This window comes from Caballeronia sp. GAWG2-1 (genome assembly GCF_023631405.1).
Taxonomy (GTDB): Bacteria; Pseudomonadota; Gammaproteobacteria; order Burkholderiales; family Burkholderiaceae; genus Caballeronia.
Map to the genome: position 1 here is coordinate 37,846 of NZ_JALQDD010000037.1, position 13,593 is coordinate 51,438.

General features: G+C 61.2%; 12 protein-coding genes. 5 read left to right on the plus strand and 7 right to left on the minus strand.

Annotation, left to right across the window (positions count from 1 at the left end):
- Nucleotides 1-2 precede the first annotated feature (2 nt).
- Entirely contained in the window at nucleotides 3-1,745 is a 1,743-nt protein-coding gene (locus tag NCR98_RS24065) for an IlvD/Edd family dehydratase (RefSeq protein ID WP_250494292.1), read from the plus strand.
- A gap of 19 nt (nucleotides 1,746-1,764) precedes the next feature.
- On the opposite strand, the gene NCR98_RS24070 is transcribed toward NCR98_RS24065, so the two are convergent.
- A complete protein-coding gene (locus tag NCR98_RS24070) occupies nucleotides 1,765-1,959 on the minus strand; it encodes a YqaE/Pmp3 family membrane protein (protein WP_244830248.1) in 195 nt (64 codons plus the stop codon).
- A 123-nt stretch (nucleotides 1,960-2,082) separates the two neighbouring features.
- Here NCR98_RS24070 and NCR98_RS24075 point away from each other — a divergent pair, with 123 nt between their 5' ends.
- The 3 genes from NCR98_RS24075 to NCR98_RS24085 all read left to right on the plus strand — a co-directional run bounded on the left by NCR98_RS24075 (nucleotide 2,083) and on the right by NCR98_RS24085 (nucleotide 6,124).
- Nucleotides 2,083-3,111 carry a phosphotransferase family protein gene (locus NCR98_RS24075; protein ID WP_250527527.1) on the plus strand — a complete coding sequence of 343 codons (1,029 nt, stop codon included), beginning with the start codon at nucleotides 2,083-2,085 and terminating at the stop codon, nucleotides 3,109-3,111.
- A gap of 2 nt (nucleotides 3,112-3,113) precedes the next feature.
- Nucleotides 3,114-4,397 (plus strand): phosphopyruvate hydratase, encoded by a 1,284-nt coding sequence (eno, locus tag NCR98_RS24080; RefSeq protein WP_250527528.1) that lies wholly within the window; start codon nucleotides 3,114-3,116, stop codon nucleotides 4,395-4,397.
- Nucleotides 4,398-4,900: 503 nt separating this feature from the next.
- Nucleotides 4,901-6,124 carry a glycosyltransferase gene (locus NCR98_RS24085; RefSeq protein WP_250527529.1) on the plus strand — a complete coding sequence of 408 codons (1,224 nt, stop codon included), beginning with the start codon at nucleotides 4,901-4,903 and terminating at the stop codon, nucleotides 6,122-6,124.
- Between the two features lie 16 nt (nucleotides 6,125-6,140).
- Here NCR98_RS24085 and NCR98_RS24090 read toward each other — a convergent pair whose 3' ends face one another.
- The 5 genes from NCR98_RS24090 to NCR98_RS24110 all read right to left on the minus strand — a co-directional run bounded on the left by NCR98_RS24090 (nucleotide 6,141) and on the right by NCR98_RS24110 (nucleotide 11,687).
- Nucleotides 6,141-7,472, minus strand: a complete 1,332-nt coding sequence (locus tag NCR98_RS24090; RefSeq protein WP_250527530.1) for a hypothetical protein — start codon at nucleotides 7,470-7,472, stop codon at nucleotides 6,141-6,143.
- A gap of 556 nt (nucleotides 7,473-8,028) precedes the next feature.
- A complete protein-coding gene (locus tag NCR98_RS24095) occupies nucleotides 8,029-8,898 on the minus strand; it encodes an ATP-grasp fold amidoligase family protein (protein ID WP_244830253.1) in 870 nt (289 codons plus the stop codon).
- Between the two features lie 334 nt (nucleotides 8,899-9,232).
- The gene (locus tag NCR98_RS24100) at nucleotides 9,233-10,021 is read right to left on the minus strand and encodes a MipA/OmpV family protein (RefSeq protein ID WP_250527531.1); all 789 of its coding nucleotides are present in this window, start codon (nucleotides 10,019-10,021) and stop codon (nucleotides 9,233-9,235) included.
- Nucleotides 10,018-10,893, minus strand: coding sequence for an alpha/beta hydrolase (locus NCR98_RS24105; protein WP_250527532.1), 876 nt, complete (start codon nucleotides 10,891-10,893; stop codon nucleotides 10,018-10,020). The genes NCR98_RS24100 and NCR98_RS24105 overlap by 4 nt, the downstream gene beginning before the upstream one ends.
- 8 nt (nucleotides 10,894-10,901) lie before the next feature.
- Nucleotides 10,902-11,687, minus strand: coding sequence for a DUF4118 domain-containing protein (locus tag NCR98_RS24110; protein ID WP_250527533.1), 786 nt, complete (start codon nucleotides 11,685-11,687; stop codon nucleotides 10,902-10,904).
- A gap of 161 nt (nucleotides 11,688-11,848) precedes the next feature.
- Here NCR98_RS24110 and NCR98_RS24115 point away from each other — a divergent pair, with 161 nt between their 5' ends.
- The gene (locus NCR98_RS24115; RefSeq protein ID WP_250527534.1) at nucleotides 11,849-12,655 is read left to right on the plus strand and encodes an alpha/beta hydrolase; all 807 of its coding nucleotides are present in this window, start codon (nucleotides 11,849-11,851) and stop codon (nucleotides 12,653-12,655) included.
- A gap of 44 nt (nucleotides 12,656-12,699) precedes the next feature.
- On the opposite strand, the gene NCR98_RS24120 is transcribed toward NCR98_RS24115, so the two are convergent.
- Nucleotides 12,700-13,575, minus strand: coding sequence for a YsnF/AvaK domain-containing protein (locus NCR98_RS24120; protein WP_250527535.1), 876 nt, complete (start codon nucleotides 13,573-13,575; stop codon nucleotides 12,700-12,702).
- Between the last annotated feature and the right edge of the window lie 18 nt (nucleotides 13,576-13,593).

Sequence of the window (13,593 nt, forward strand, 5' to 3'; positions counted from 1 at the left end):
TCATGCCCAATGAAAAACGCCTGCTCCGTTCCGCTCAATGGTTCGGAACCCAGGACAAGAACGGCTTCATGTATCGAAGCTGGATGAAGAATCAGGGCATTCCGGACCACGAGTTTCAGGGCAAGCCGATTATCGGCATCTGCAATACGTGGTCGGAACTCACGCCTTGCAACGCGCATTTCAGGAAGATCGCGGAGCACGTGAAGCGCGGCGTCTTCGAGGCGGGCGGCTTTCCGGTGGAGTTTCCGGTGTTTTCCAACGGCGAATCGAATCTGCGGCCTACGGCCATGTTGACGCGCAATCTCGCCAGCATGGACGTGGAGGAATCCATTCGCGGCAATCCCGTCGATGCCGTCGTGCTGCTGGTCGGCTGCGACAAGACCACGCCCGCCTTGCTGATGGGCGCGGCGAGTTGCGATGTGCCCGCGATCGCGGTCAGCGGCGGCCCGATGCTCAACGGCAAGCATCAGGGTCGCGATATCGGTTCGGGCACCGTCGTGTGGCAACTGAGCGAGCAGGTGAAGGCGGGCAAGATCACGCTGCATGAATTCATGTCGGCGGAAGCAGGCATGTCGCGTTCGGCTGGAACCTGCAACACCATGGGGACGGCATCGACCATGGCGTGCATGGCCGAAGCGCTCGGCGTGACCTTGCCGCACAACGCGGCGATTCCCGCGGTGGATGCCAGGCGCTACGTGCTCGCGCACATGTCGGGCATGCGGATCGTGGAGATGGCGCTCGACGACTTGCGGCTCTCGAAACTCCTCACGCGGCAGGCGTTCGAAAACGCGATTCGCGTCAACGCGGCGATTGGCGGATCGACGAATGCGACCATCCATCTGAAGGCGATTGCCGGCCGTATCGGCGTGGACCTGGAACTCGACGACTGGACGCGCATCGGCCGCGGCACGCCGACGCTCGTCGACTTGCAACCGTCCGGACGCTTTCTGATGGAAGAGTTTTACTACGCGGGCGGTTTGCCCGGCGTGATCCGGCGTCTGGGCGAAGCGGGCTTGCTGCCGTATCCCGACGCGCTGACAGCCAACGGCCGCTCACTCTGGGACAACACGAAAGACGCGCCCATCCACGACGCCGAGGTGATTCGTCCACTCGACCGCCCGCTCGTGGAAGACGGCGCGCTGTGCATTTTGCGAGGCAATCTCGCGCCGAACGGCGCGGTGCTCAAGCCGTCCGCCGCGACGCCGGCGTTGCTCAAGCATCGCGGCCGGGCGGTCGTGTTCGAGAACTTCGACGACTACAAGGCGAGGATCGGCGATCCCGAATTGAACGTCACCGCCGATTCGATCCTGGTCATGAAGAACTGCGGCCCGAAGGGTTATCCGGGCATGGCCGAAGTCGGCAACATGGGCTTGCCGCCGAAGCTGTTGGCGCAGGGCGTGACCGACATGGTGCGCATCTCCGACGCCCGCATGAGCGGCACGGCTTACGGCACGGTGGTGCTGCATGTAGCGCCCGAAGCGCGCGCCGGTGGTCCGCTCGCGGTGGTGGAAGAAGGCGACTGGATCGAGATGGACTGCTTCGCGGGGCGCCTGCATTTGGACATCAGCGACGAGACGCTGAGGACGCGTCTCGCCCGCTGGGCGGAAGAACCGCGCAAAGCGGGCGAGAACACGAGCGGCTACGGCAAGCTGTATATCGATCACGTTTTGCAAGCCGATCAGGGCTGCGACTTCGACTTTCTCGTGGGATGCCGTGGCGCCGATGTTCCGCGCCATTCCCATTGACGCCCGCGCGTTCTGCCTGTCAGCCGCGCGCTCCGAAGGCGCGCTGGATTTTCTTCTCGGTGTTGTACTGGCTGAGCGCATAGACCGACCAGATCGCGGCGGGAATCCAGCCAATCAACGTGATCTGAAGAAGCAGGCAGATGATGCCGGCAATCGGTCGGCCGATCGTGAAGAACTGCAGCCACGGAAGAATGAGTGCGAGCAAGAGACGCATATGCGGTCCTCGGATGTGATGGTCTGGTGACTTTACCATCCGCGTTGCACCTGCTTGCGCGATCCCATAACATGAGGCCGGGACCTACTTTGCCGAACTCGCCAAACGCCCGGCCGACATTCGATGACCGAAGCCACCGACCTCGCGCACCTTGTTGACGCGTTGCGCCAGCATCGCCTGCTCGATGCCGACGAAGAACCGCGCTTCACGCGCCTGACGGGTGGCGTGTCTTCGGATATCTGGCGCGTCGATGCGCGCCGCGCTACGTTCTGCATCAAGCGCGCGCTCGGCAAGCTCAAGGTCGCGGCGGACTGGCATGCGCCCGTCAGCCGCAATGCCGCCGAAGCCGCGTGGCTGCGCTGTGTCGCGACCTGGCTGCCGCACGCGGTGCCTGCGCTTCTGTTCGAAGACGCGCCGCTCGGCTGCTTCGCGATGGCGTATCTTCCTGCGGAACATAACCCCGTCTGGAAGGCGAAGCTGCTGAAAGGCGAGATCGACGACACCTTCGCCGCGCAAGTCGGTTTCTTTCTTGCGCAGATTCATGAGAGAAGCGCGGGTTCGGCTGCGCTCGCGGCGCAGTTCGCGAATCACGATACCTTCGAGTCCATCCGCATCGAGCCTTATCTGCGGGCGACAGCCGCGCGTCATCCCGACCTGGCGAATACACTCGGCGATCTGGCGGATTCGGTTTCGGCTGCGCGCATCGCGCTGGTTCATGGCGACGTGAGCCCGAAGAACATCCTGTGCGGTGCCGACGGCCCCGTCTTTCTCGATGCCGAATGCGCAACCTTCGGCGATCCGGCCTTCGACCTCGCGTTCTGCCTGAATCACCTCGTCCTGAAGAGCTTTCTCAATCCGCATTGGCGTGAACGCTATGCCGGAAGCTTCGACGCACTGAGCGGTCGATATCTGGCGGCCGTCGATTGGGAACCAGCGGAACGGATGGATCTGCGTTGCGCGCGGCTCTTGCCGGCGTTGTTGCTCGCGCGGGTCGATGGCAAATCGCCCGTCGAGTATCTGCAAGATCCAGCCGCCATACAGGCGGTGCGCGAACTTGCGCGCGGCCTTCTCATCGAACCGGTCGATTCCCTTGCGCAATGGCGAAAGCGCTGGAACGAGGCGGCATCCATCGATAAACCCGCGGGAGTCTGAATATGAGCAGCGCGATTGCATCCGTCCACGGCCGCCGCATTTGGGATTCGCGCGGACGTCCGACCGTGGAAGTGGAAGTGACGCTGGCAAGCGGCGCCAAAGGACGCGGCATGGCCCCGGCGGGTGCTTCTCGCGGGCGTTTCGAGGCGGTGGATCGGCGCGACGGGGCGGCCGCGCTGGGCGGCTTCGGCGTGAGCGATGCGTTACGCGGTATCGACGATGAAATCGCGGCGGCGCTTATCGGCATGGATGCGCTCGGGCAGACGCAAATCGATGCGCGTCTGATCGAACTCGATGGCACCGAGGACAAATCGCGGCTTGGCGGCAATGCGTTGATCGCGACGTCGCTTTCGGTTCTGCATGCCGCGGCGGCAGACCGTCGGCAGCCGCTGTGGGCTTATGTCGCCAACGGCCGAACCGTCAGCATTCCGATCCCGGAAATCCAGATCTTCGGCGGCGGCGCGCACGCTGGCCGGCGTATCGATATTCAGGACCTGATGGTCATGGCGCCATCCGCGAAAAGTTTCGACGAAGCGCTGGAGATGACCGCCGAGGTCTATCTGGCTGCGGGCAGGATCATGGCGAAGCGTGGTCATCTTGCCGGTGTCGCCGACGAAGGCGGGCACTGGCCCGCGTTCGAGAGCAACGAAGCGGCGCTGGATACGCTCGTCGCGGCTATCGAAGAAGCGGGGTTCGTTCCGGGCGAGCAAGTCGCCATTTCGCTCGATATCGCCGCATCCGAATTCGGCTCGGGCGGGCGTTACAAGCTCGGCCTGGAGCGCCGCGAGCTCGACAGCGACGCCATGTGCGAACTGATGCTCCGATGGTGCGACCGTTACCCGATCGTGTCGATGGAAGACCCGTTGAGCGAGGACGATGCGGCCGGCTTGCGCCGACTCACGGCAGCCGTGGGAGGACGCGTGCAGGTGATCGGCGACGATTACCTCGTGACGAACGCGGCGCGCATCGCAAAGGCCGCCGAGCAACGCGATGTCAACGCTGTCCTCATCAAGTTGAATCAGGCGGGTACGGTGACGGAGACGCATGCGGCGCTGGAAGCGGGAAAGAACGCGGGGTTTGGCACGATCGTATCGGCGCGCTCGGGTGAGACGGAGGATACGACCATCGTGCATCTTGCCGTTGGCTGGAATGCGGGCCAGCTCAAAGTCGGCTCGTTCTCGCGCTCGGAACGCATGGCCAAGTGGAACGAGGCGATTCGCGTTGAAGAAGCGCTTGGCGACGCGGCACAGTTTGCGGGTATGTCGATGCTCGGTCGCAGGCGATAGGTGCGCGTCCGTTAAGAGGCCCAAGCGAACCGTCCCTGTGCCTTTTTACAATATCCAGACGAATAATCAGCTTATATTCCACGAAAAATACATAACGTGTGGAATTTAACCAGTGGCTGCTTCGTTCATTCCTCAAGCGATCGCGAGCGTTGGCGTGTGCGCGAGTATGTTGCGTTCGACGGTCTGGCAAATTGCTTGCTCATGTTGTCGGCCCTAAGGCGTGACTCACGCCTTTGTTCAACATGGTCTGGAACTTGCCGCGATGAAAGCATGATCCATCGGTGTGCGTAATTGCGCATCGACGCGCAAAGATAAAGGCACCGATGAACGAAGCGCCAGCGGCAAAGCAACAATGCGTGGCATTTTGGACTATGCTGGCCTGAGCACTATCGAACGATGGGCAGGTGTGGACAACAAGGCATGGCAAGCGTGCACACCATTTGATTCGTCCCCCTTACTAGCGTACCCGCATCATGAAAAATGATGCGGAAGCGGAGAGGCGCATGAAAATCGCGTTTGTTGTCGACAGCTATCCTGTTGCATCGGAAACCTTCGTGGTCCGTCAGATCGCGGGATTCGCGGAACGAGGACATCATGTGGTCGTCCTTGCGGCGCGCTATGACGAAGGCGCCGACGATCCGCTCAAAGGCCAGATCGAATTACGCAGATTTCGTCGCAAACAGGGCACGGCGGCACGCATTGCGCATCTGGCGCGCTTCGGACTGAGCTCACTGTCAACGCCGGAAGGACGCAAACGCATTGGCGTGGCCTGGCGCGCGGCGACATCCGGTTGCCGCTCGACGCTGTTCGACCTCTCGGGCGGCGGAGCGATGTCGCACGAAAGTTTCGACGCGGTAATCGCACATTTCGGTCCCCTCGGCGTGCGCGCCATGTATCTGCGCGATGCGGGCTATTTCGAAGGCCCTATCTCCACCGTCTTTCATGGCTTCGACATGAGCGATGAAGCGCTCGTCAAGCGTTATCTGCCGCACTACAAGCAGCTCTTCGGAAGGGGGTCGCTGTCGCTCCCGGTCAGCGAATTCTGGCGGATGCGCCTGATCGACTGGGGCGCGCCTGCATCGCGGACGCTCGTGCATCACGTGGGAGTGGATGTCGAGCAACTGCCGCTTGCGACCGACAAGCAGAAGCCCGGACGCCCGCTCAAAGTGCTGAGCGTGGGAAGATTCGTCGAGAAAAAAGGCCTTGAATATGCGATTGCCGGCGTTCGCGATTGCAGCCTGCCCGTGGAATACAACGTGATCGGCTACGGCCCACTTGAGGCCGACTTGCGCGCGATGGCCGCGAATAACCGCAATCCGGTCAACTTTCTCGGCGCGCGCGCACAGGACGAAGTGTTCGCGGAACTAAAGCGCACCGACGTGTTTCTGCTGCCGTCCGTGACGGCCGCCAACGGCGACATGGAAGGCATTCCGGTGTCGATCATGGAAGCAATGGCTACCGGCGCGATCGTCGTCGCAACGCGTCATAGCGGCATTCCCGAGCTCGTGGTGGATGGCGAGACCGGCGTGCTCGTCGACGAGCGTTCGGGGCCGAGCATTTCCGCCGCGCTCGAAAAAATCGCCAAAGGACAGATCGACACCGACAAGATGCGCGCGACCGCGCGGCACACTATCGAAACGAACTTCAACAACCGCACGTTGCACGCGGAACTGGAGGCCATTCTGGTCGAGGCGCGCGCGGGCGAAGCGCGCGAGATCGCAACGTGATGCGGTTTGCGCGGTTTCAGGAATCCGCGTGCGAGCGGACGAAATTCACGAAGCTCAGATACGTCGGCAAGATCGGCACGCTGTTGTGCATGATGCCGAAGGTGTGGTCGCCGCTGTCGAGCACGTAATACATGGTGGATTGAATGTTGTGCGTCTTGCGGGCATCGTAGAACGATTGCAATCGGGACTGCACGAACGCGCTCCGGTAGTCGTCGCTTTGTTCGGGATTGGCGTTCCACTCGGTAATCATGAAGGGAACGCCGTAACGCGCCTTGCAGTATTGCGGCAGGTCGAAGTGCGGGCCCGCGCCATCCGAACCGATATCGAACAAATCGCCATAGACCTCGTAGTTATGCCATGTCGTCATGTCCCAGCGGACTACGGGATGACCGCTCGTGCCGTCCGGCTGATTGCCTTCCCATAACGCGTCCGATGCACCGATATCCGCCACGCAGAAGTTGATGCCGCACATGGCGTCGGGCTGCGCGGCCTTCACGCCGTCGATCAATCCGCGCATGACGCCGCGCATGACCGGCCAGTTATCGTTGTTGAAGTCGGCGACATCCGTTCCGGCGCGATTCGAGTCGATTACAGTCTGAGCTCGGCGCGTGAGTTCGTTGCCGCATTCGTACATCGTCACGCCGTACGGCTTCAGCGTGCTCGCGACCGTCACGCCTGTGCTGTAGGCCTTGGCGTATGCCGCGGCCTCGCTCCCGAACAGGTTACCCCAGTCATCCGTCAATCCTTGTTGAATCAGACAGAACAGTTCGATGCCCGTTCCGTTCATGGCCCTCGCCATCCTTGCGACAGGTCTGAGTTCAGCCGACGTCTCATTGCACCCGAGCCGATAGATACTGCAACCCATGCCATTCAAAATAGCGATGGTTTGCGCGGGCGTGTAGAGATAATCGTAATGACCGTTCATGCCGAAGAACATGCCGGATTGCGCTGCGAGCGGTGTGCGCGGGTCGCGGCAAAGTAGCCAGTCATTCGACCACACGTAGAATTGCCCGCTCGTGTTTCTCTGATAGATCTTGCCGCCCGACCAGAGAAGCATCGAAACGTTGGCAATGGATATTGCCGTGTCGTTCTGAAATACGACGCCGTTATTCACCGTCCAGACGGAGCCGCGTTTGTCCACGATCGCGGTTGCGTCAGGAATGGTCGTGCCATCCGGCGATGGGCCTTGCGACTCCGCTCTTGCAGTGGGATTCAGTTGTCTGGACCGCCTGGAAGCGCTCGATGTCGAGTTCGGTACGTCGCTTTCGCTTCCGCCTCCGCAGGCGGCCAATGTATAGGTTCCGGACAACGCGCCCAGGCTAGCTAAAAATCTACGTCGATCAATCATCGAATATGCTAATCCGCCTTCTCGCGGAAAACTCCAATTACTCTGCGATAAAATCGCCATTCTTTATACATAGTAGGAATGCGAACTAATAAATCGAAGGCGAAAGGATGCCTGCGCTGCCTTGACCAGAGGCGCGGTCGAGAGCCCTCGAGACCTGCGTTAAGCGATGACTGCGTTGACGCCAGGGACTACGCGGAACACTTCGAGTCTGAACGAATTCGGCGGGGATTTGCAGGTCGCTTCTCGAACTACAGAGTTGCGCAAACGCTTTTCCTTAACGGCGCCTTGTGAGGCGGCAATATGAAAAAACGTGAATGCGTCGTAAAGACAATGCAGAGAGCGTGATCGAAATCTTGAACCATCGATAACGCACGAACGCTTCGGGTAGCGAAGGCTTGCGAAATGCAACCCAACCGCGGACGCGGCGTTGTTCAAGAGGAAGAGCTTTAGGGAAACGATGTGACGTGACGCGAACCGATGGCTCAGTGTGTTCACGTCACGCCTGAGTGACCAATGCGGGCGGTGTCAGCGTTTCGACAACCGTACACACGCCGATTCACCCGATCGTCCGCGTCGACATTTTCGGCGTAGATAAGAGAGGCGCTGCCTGCAACATTTGCCCCCACTGATAATCCACGCTGTCCGGGAAGAGGGGATATAGTCCACCGCCCGGCGTGAAGGTCATTTCGCCGAAGAAGATCTTGCAGTCGGGTGCATAAAGATCCACGCGCACATAGTCGAAGGATGCCGACAACGCTCTTGCCTTGGCGAGGATCGCGTCGAGGTTGGCCGGGCGCTCGCAAGGCGTCGCACTACGCGGATAGTGTCCGATCCTGATGTCGAGATGGTTCCACGATTCATCGAAGAAATCTCCGCGCGGATGGCCCGTATAGCGATCGGAGATCAGCAGGACAAACAGCTTGGAAGGTCCCTCTTCGGGATTGAAGCAGTGGATCTTGAAGTCGGCGGGAATGTTGCCTTGTTCATCGAGAAGCAGGGCTTCGAAAAGCAGCCGTGGTTGAATCGCGCGGTAATGCCGCTCGCGCCCGGTTCTGGAAAAGTCGGTTGCAAGCCACCGGTCGGCAAGCGTCCTCAGTTCCTGATAACTCGTTTCCGCTTTGTCGCGGACGATCTTGACGAAGCCGCTGCCGTGATTGGCCTTCATGACGAAGGAGTCGGGCAACGCCTCGAAATCCTCTTCGGTGAAGAGCTCGGACGCCTTGAGCAGCGGAATCAGATGTTCTTCGCCGATCACGCGCCTGACGAAGTCACGCACAATAAGCTTGTCGGCCAGATCGGTAAAGCGCGCGTCCGGGTTCAGACTGCGCCGGAGCATTTTCTCGTTGAAGGTTTCGGGATTTGCAAGACTCGGGAATCGCCCGATCTTCCTGCGATGCTGCAGACGGAGGAAGAGTTCGTCGGGCATCCAATTTTTGAAGGCGTTCGCGATCATCGTGAATTAGATATTCATTCCGTTTTGGCGAAGCAGGGCACGCACAATGTGCCATATTCAAAATAATGCAGCTACTGAATAAGTCGCGGTGAAAATCGCAGCCTTTCAGACGAGAAGAAGGTCACGTGGGTCAAGTATGGCCAGCGACGTGGCTGGTTTTGTGCGCTAACGCACGTTGCGATGGAACGTAAGGGACGTCAAGTTCACGTCTTACTAAATGCGCGGAGTTTATTTCTAAAGCAAGCGCGTGAGGCCCGATATCTCAAGCTCTTTCGAATCTGTATGTAATCAGGTTGATAGATTGCGTTCAGAAGCGATATGCGACCGAGGCCATTCCGTTCACATCCAACCTGCGTTCTGTAATCGGGCTGCCGGCAGCGAAGCGTTCGAGCCGGCCAACGACTGCGACCAGGTTGGCCGACCAGTGCGAAGAGATCGTGTAATTCGCGGCCAGATTGAAGTGGACGTCGCGCAGGCCCGAGCCGGTGGAGTATTGCGGCAATCCGGACGCCACGCTTTCCGGCTGTGAAACGCCGAAGAACGTGCGCGTATAAGCGCCATTGGCCCAAGTCAGCCCCGGCCCCGCCGACAGCAGCAATTTGCCGATGGGCGCGGAGACATAGAGATCCGCCATCGCGGTGAGTCCTTGCCCGGTGCCACCGATGTCCTGATAAACGGCTGTCGATCCGGTGAATGCCCAGTACGTGTAATCGGCGAATAGTCGCAGCTTCGGTCCGTAGTGCACGTTGGGCAGGCCGTCGAGTCGCGCGTCATCGGACGAGGATCGCGACTGAAAGTCGAAACTCACCGACATGCCTGCGTGGTAGTTCTCCCCGCGCAGCACGTTGACGCCGAGCACGTCCGGACCTTGCGAAAAGATACGGTCGCGCCAGGAAATATCCTGCACGGGCAAGGGAAATACCTTGATCCGCGACGATCCCGGAAACTCGGGGAACACGTACAATCCTGGCCCGATCGAGATTTTCCAGTCACCGCTCGTTTGCGTGTCCGCGTCGGCGGCGTGTGCCGGTCCAAATGCGAGCACGGCCGCAAGCGCCACGCAGGTGCGCGCGATGAATGTTTGCGCGCGCTTCATGCTCTTTTCGCTCCTGCAGCCGTTTGCCGGAGCCGACGCGCCAGGGCACGCGACATCACGGGACCTGTGCCATCGGTGGAGTCGCAGGCAGATGCGCTCTCGCGCAGGAACATCGTGCATTCGCGCGCCACCACTTCGCGCTCGTTGTCGGACGTGATCATGTGATAGGAGTCGTCGAGCCAGATGGTCCGCAAGAACGACGCGCCTACGTTTGCCGCGACGAATCGCGCGTTGTGCGGGCTCGAGGTCTCGTCGTCGATAGCGTGAATGACGAGGCAGTCGCTCGTGACGCGCTTCAGCTTGCCACGCACCGATGCCGCGAGACGGCTGGCCTCGTGCAGCGCGGGCATCGAAATGGATGCCGGGCCGACTTCGCTGATCTCGCCTTTTTGCATCGCGCGGGCGATCTTCGTGCGCAGCGCTTCATTGCGCAGACCATAAGGCTCGTGCTCGCGATAGCGATAACGCGTACGCAACGGCGTGTAGTACGCCCAGTCGAGCAGGAATCGGTACCACGGGATGGCCCAGCCGTCATAGTCGAGCGTGACCGAGAGCAACAGCAGGGCGCGCGCGGAAGGGCGTTCATGGGCGACCGCGGCGGCGAGCGCCGCGCCCATCGACAGGCCGCACACCGAAACGTGCCGATGCCGCGCCGCCAGCGCGTCGAATTCCGCCACGGCCGCGCGCAGCCACTCTTCCATCGAAGCGTGTCCGGCGCCCGCGCTGTATCCGGGCAACTCCGGCGTGTGCGTTGCGAAGCCCTCTTCACCGAGATAGCGGGCGAGAAAGCGCAATTCGAGCGGCGAACTGGACAGGCCGTGCAGCAGCAGGACCGCGTGATCCCGGTTCTGGGCGGGGGGAAAGTAAGGCATGTTCATGGTCAGGCAGCCGAACGGAGGACGAGATAATCGCCGGATGGCGTGGCGAAGCGCTCGCAAACACATTCGACGGGCCGCCAGTCCTGCTCGTCCGACTGGAACCGGATACGGTGAAGCCCCGGCAGAAGGGCATCGCTGACGCGGGCAATATCTTCGCCGTGGGCATCGGCATGCTTGGCGCCATATGCGATGCCGGCGCGCGGCGCGTCATCGTCGATAACTGGGGAATTCGCCGCCGCGACGAAATTGGCGGGCGAGACGCGCGTCGTCGGATCGAGCGCCTTGATGAGAATCAGCGAACGGTTGTATTGCGTGACGTGCTGGAGCATCCGGTGCATTTCCTCGGTCGCCCGGCGCGTGATGAGGCGTTCGTTGTCGTGACGCAAGAGCATTTCATAGCGCGACTGAGCCACCGAAGCGAGCAACTCGGCGCGATACTGCGCGCGCTTGAGCCGCTCAACGAGCGTCATCATGACGATGGTGATCAACGGATACGACACGAGCAGCTTGATATCCGCGCGGTCGAAGTCCTCGATGCGTGCATAGGGCGGCACGAAGAGAAAGTCGGCAATACATAGTCCGGCAAGCATCACGCAAACCGCCGGCGCAAGACCGCAGTAATACTCGACGAGAACGGCGGCAATGAGAAACGCCGTTCCGGGCATGACGGGTCCAAGCAGCGGGTGCAGCAGCGTGCGGATGAGTGCGGCGGTGAAAAGCGCGCTTGCCGCGATGATCCATCGTTTGCCGCCGCGCGGCGCCCATCGGCGAGAATTACTGATATGCATGCTATTGCACGAGGCGTGTGACTGTCCTCGTGGTATCGGCGTTCCGGCGCGCGACTTTAATGCCATGTGAGGCATAACGGGCTTTCGCGGCGCGCGGGCGCTGGAATGATTATGCTTTCAACGTCTGAAAAAGCTTGATGATGTCGAACGAGAGAATTCGCATGCCCCTGCTGTCCCACGGTCTACGCTTTGCCATCGCCGCTTATCTGCTTGCGGCGCTGACGCTCTTTATGGTGCAGGACCGGATGCTTCTGCCTTCCACTCCGAGCGCGCCGGATCTTCGCACAGTCCCGCACGCCGGTGCAAGCATCGACCTGTTGCAAGTGCGCGACCAATTCGCGGGCTATGTCGTCACTCCGGCCGGGCGCGAACCGCGCGGGACGTTCATGGTTTATCACGGTAACGAGGAGTCGGCCGACACCAAATTGCCGCTCGCCGACGTGTTCGTGCGTGACGGGTATAGGGTGGTGATCGTCGAGTATCCGGGGCACGGCAGACGCCCGGGAGAGCGCACGATGAAGGCGGCGCTAGCCGCATCGCGGGAAGCGTTGGCGGCCACCATCGCGCAGTGGCGCGGGCCGCTTTATCTCGTTGGGGAGTCGCTCGGTGCGGGCATGGCCGCGCAGGTCGTGAAGGGCAATGAAGCAGCGCTCGCGGGCGTCGTTTTGATCACGCCGTGGGACTCGCTCGCCGACGTCGCCGCCGAAAAATATCCGATTTTTCCGATCCGCTGGATGCTGCACGACGGCTTCGATTCCGTCGCCGCCGTGTCGCATTACGATGGCCCGCTCGTGATCGTGGGCGCGCAATTGGATACGCTGATCCCGGTGGTGCACGCGCGCCGCTTCGCAAACGAACACGAACGCGCGCGTTTCATGCTCCTGCCGACCGCCGATCATGACCACTGGTTCGGCGTCATGACGCAGGCGGACTGGCGGCAGGTCTTGCAGTGGATGCACGCCGGCTGACGAAGCCCGGCGCCGGCGTTTCCTCGTCGGTCAGTCGCGCGGGCTCAATGCGAGGTCGGCTTGACAGGCGCAACCGGGCTCACTCCGTCGATCGCACGCACCGGGTCGACGTTCTTGGCTTCGACGTGTTCGACTTCGACATCCGTGCCGCGCAGTGTCTCGTTGATCGTCTCGGTGCGCTCGGTTGCCTGCCGGCCCACGACGACTTCCTCGACGACATGCGCGGTCTTCGCGACGACGGCGTGTTCTGCCGTCTCGCGAATTTCCACGAAGCCTTCCTTCAGGTCGGCGGCCGTGGCGGGCCGGTCGACCGGACGGCGCTCGATCGTCGCATGCTCGTCACGCAGATTGACGGTCTCGCTGACAGGCGTTGCAGTGGCGCGCGAATAGACGCGCACGCCGCCGGTTTCGACTTCGCGCTTGCCGACTTCGAGCGACTCACGCGTCACCGCAAATGACTGGCGATCGGCCAGCACTTCATCCGAAGTCAACGGCTTTGCGGATGCATCGAAGCCCGCATAACCGCCGCTTTTCCAATGCGCCACGCGTTCGTCGATATCCACGACGCCCGCCTCGTGCATCGTCGAACGCACGAGCGGCACCTGTGATTCTTCCTTCACGTTGACCGTGAGTAACGCGCCACCGCGACGAACCGCTTCCTGATAGTTGCCGATGTCTTCCGACCGGTCGTCGCCAGCGAACATGTTACCGAAGAAATTCTCGATCTTGCCGACGATGCCGACTTCTTCCGTGGCAGCGGAAGCGGGTCGATCTGCAACCACGGGACGTTCCGCGCCGCTCGTCTCGTCACTGGCGTGCACTTCCATGTCGGCGCGGTCCAGACCGCCTTCCACGAGACGCGCGACCGCGCTTTCGGCTTGCTGAAACGAATCGAATACACCAACGATTGCTTGAGTCATGTTTTGCTCCGGGTAGAT

Coding starts and splice junctions, on each gene's coding strand:
- NCR98_RS24065 (WP_250494292.1), top strand. CDS start 3: ATGCCCAATGAAAAACGCCTGCTCCGTTCCGCTCAATGGTTCGGAACC.
- NCR98_RS24070 (WP_244830248.1), bottom strand. CDS start 1,959: ATGCGTCTCTTGCTCGCACTCATTCTTCCGTGGCTGCAGTTCTTCACG.
- NCR98_RS24075 (WP_250527527.1), top strand. CDS start 2,083: ATGACCGAAGCCACCGACCTCGCGCACCTTGTTGACGCGTTGCGCCAG.
- eno (WP_250527528.1), top strand. CDS start 3,114: ATGAGCAGCGCGATTGCATCCGTCCACGGCCGCCGCATTTGGGATTCG.
- NCR98_RS24085 (WP_250527529.1), top strand. CDS start 4,901: ATGAAAATCGCGTTTGTTGTCGACAGCTATCCTGTTGCATCGGAAACC.
- NCR98_RS24090 (WP_250527530.1), bottom strand. CDS start 7,472: ATGATTGATCGACGTAGATTTTTAGCTAGCCTGGGCGCGTTGTCCGGA.
- NCR98_RS24095 (WP_244830253.1), bottom strand. CDS start 8,898: ATGCCCGACGAACTCTTCCTCCGTCTGCAGCATCGCAGGAAGATCGGG.
- NCR98_RS24100 (WP_250527531.1), bottom strand. CDS start 10,021: ATGAAGCGCGCGCAAACATTCATCGCGCGCACCTGCGTGGCGCTTGCG.
- NCR98_RS24105 (WP_250527532.1), bottom strand. CDS start 10,893: ATGCCTTACTTTCCCCCCGCCCAGAACCGGGATCACGCGGTCCTGCTG.
- NCR98_RS24110 (WP_250527533.1), bottom strand. CDS start 11,687: ATGCATATCAGTAATTCTCGCCGATGGGCGCCGCGCGGCGGCAAACGA.
- NCR98_RS24115 (WP_250527534.1), top strand. CDS start 11,849: ATGCCCCTGCTGTCCCACGGTCTACGCTTTGCCATCGCCGCTTATCTG.
- NCR98_RS24120 (WP_250527535.1), bottom strand. CDS start 13,575: ATGACTCAAGCAATCGTTGGTGTATTCGATTCGTTTCAGCAAGCCGAA.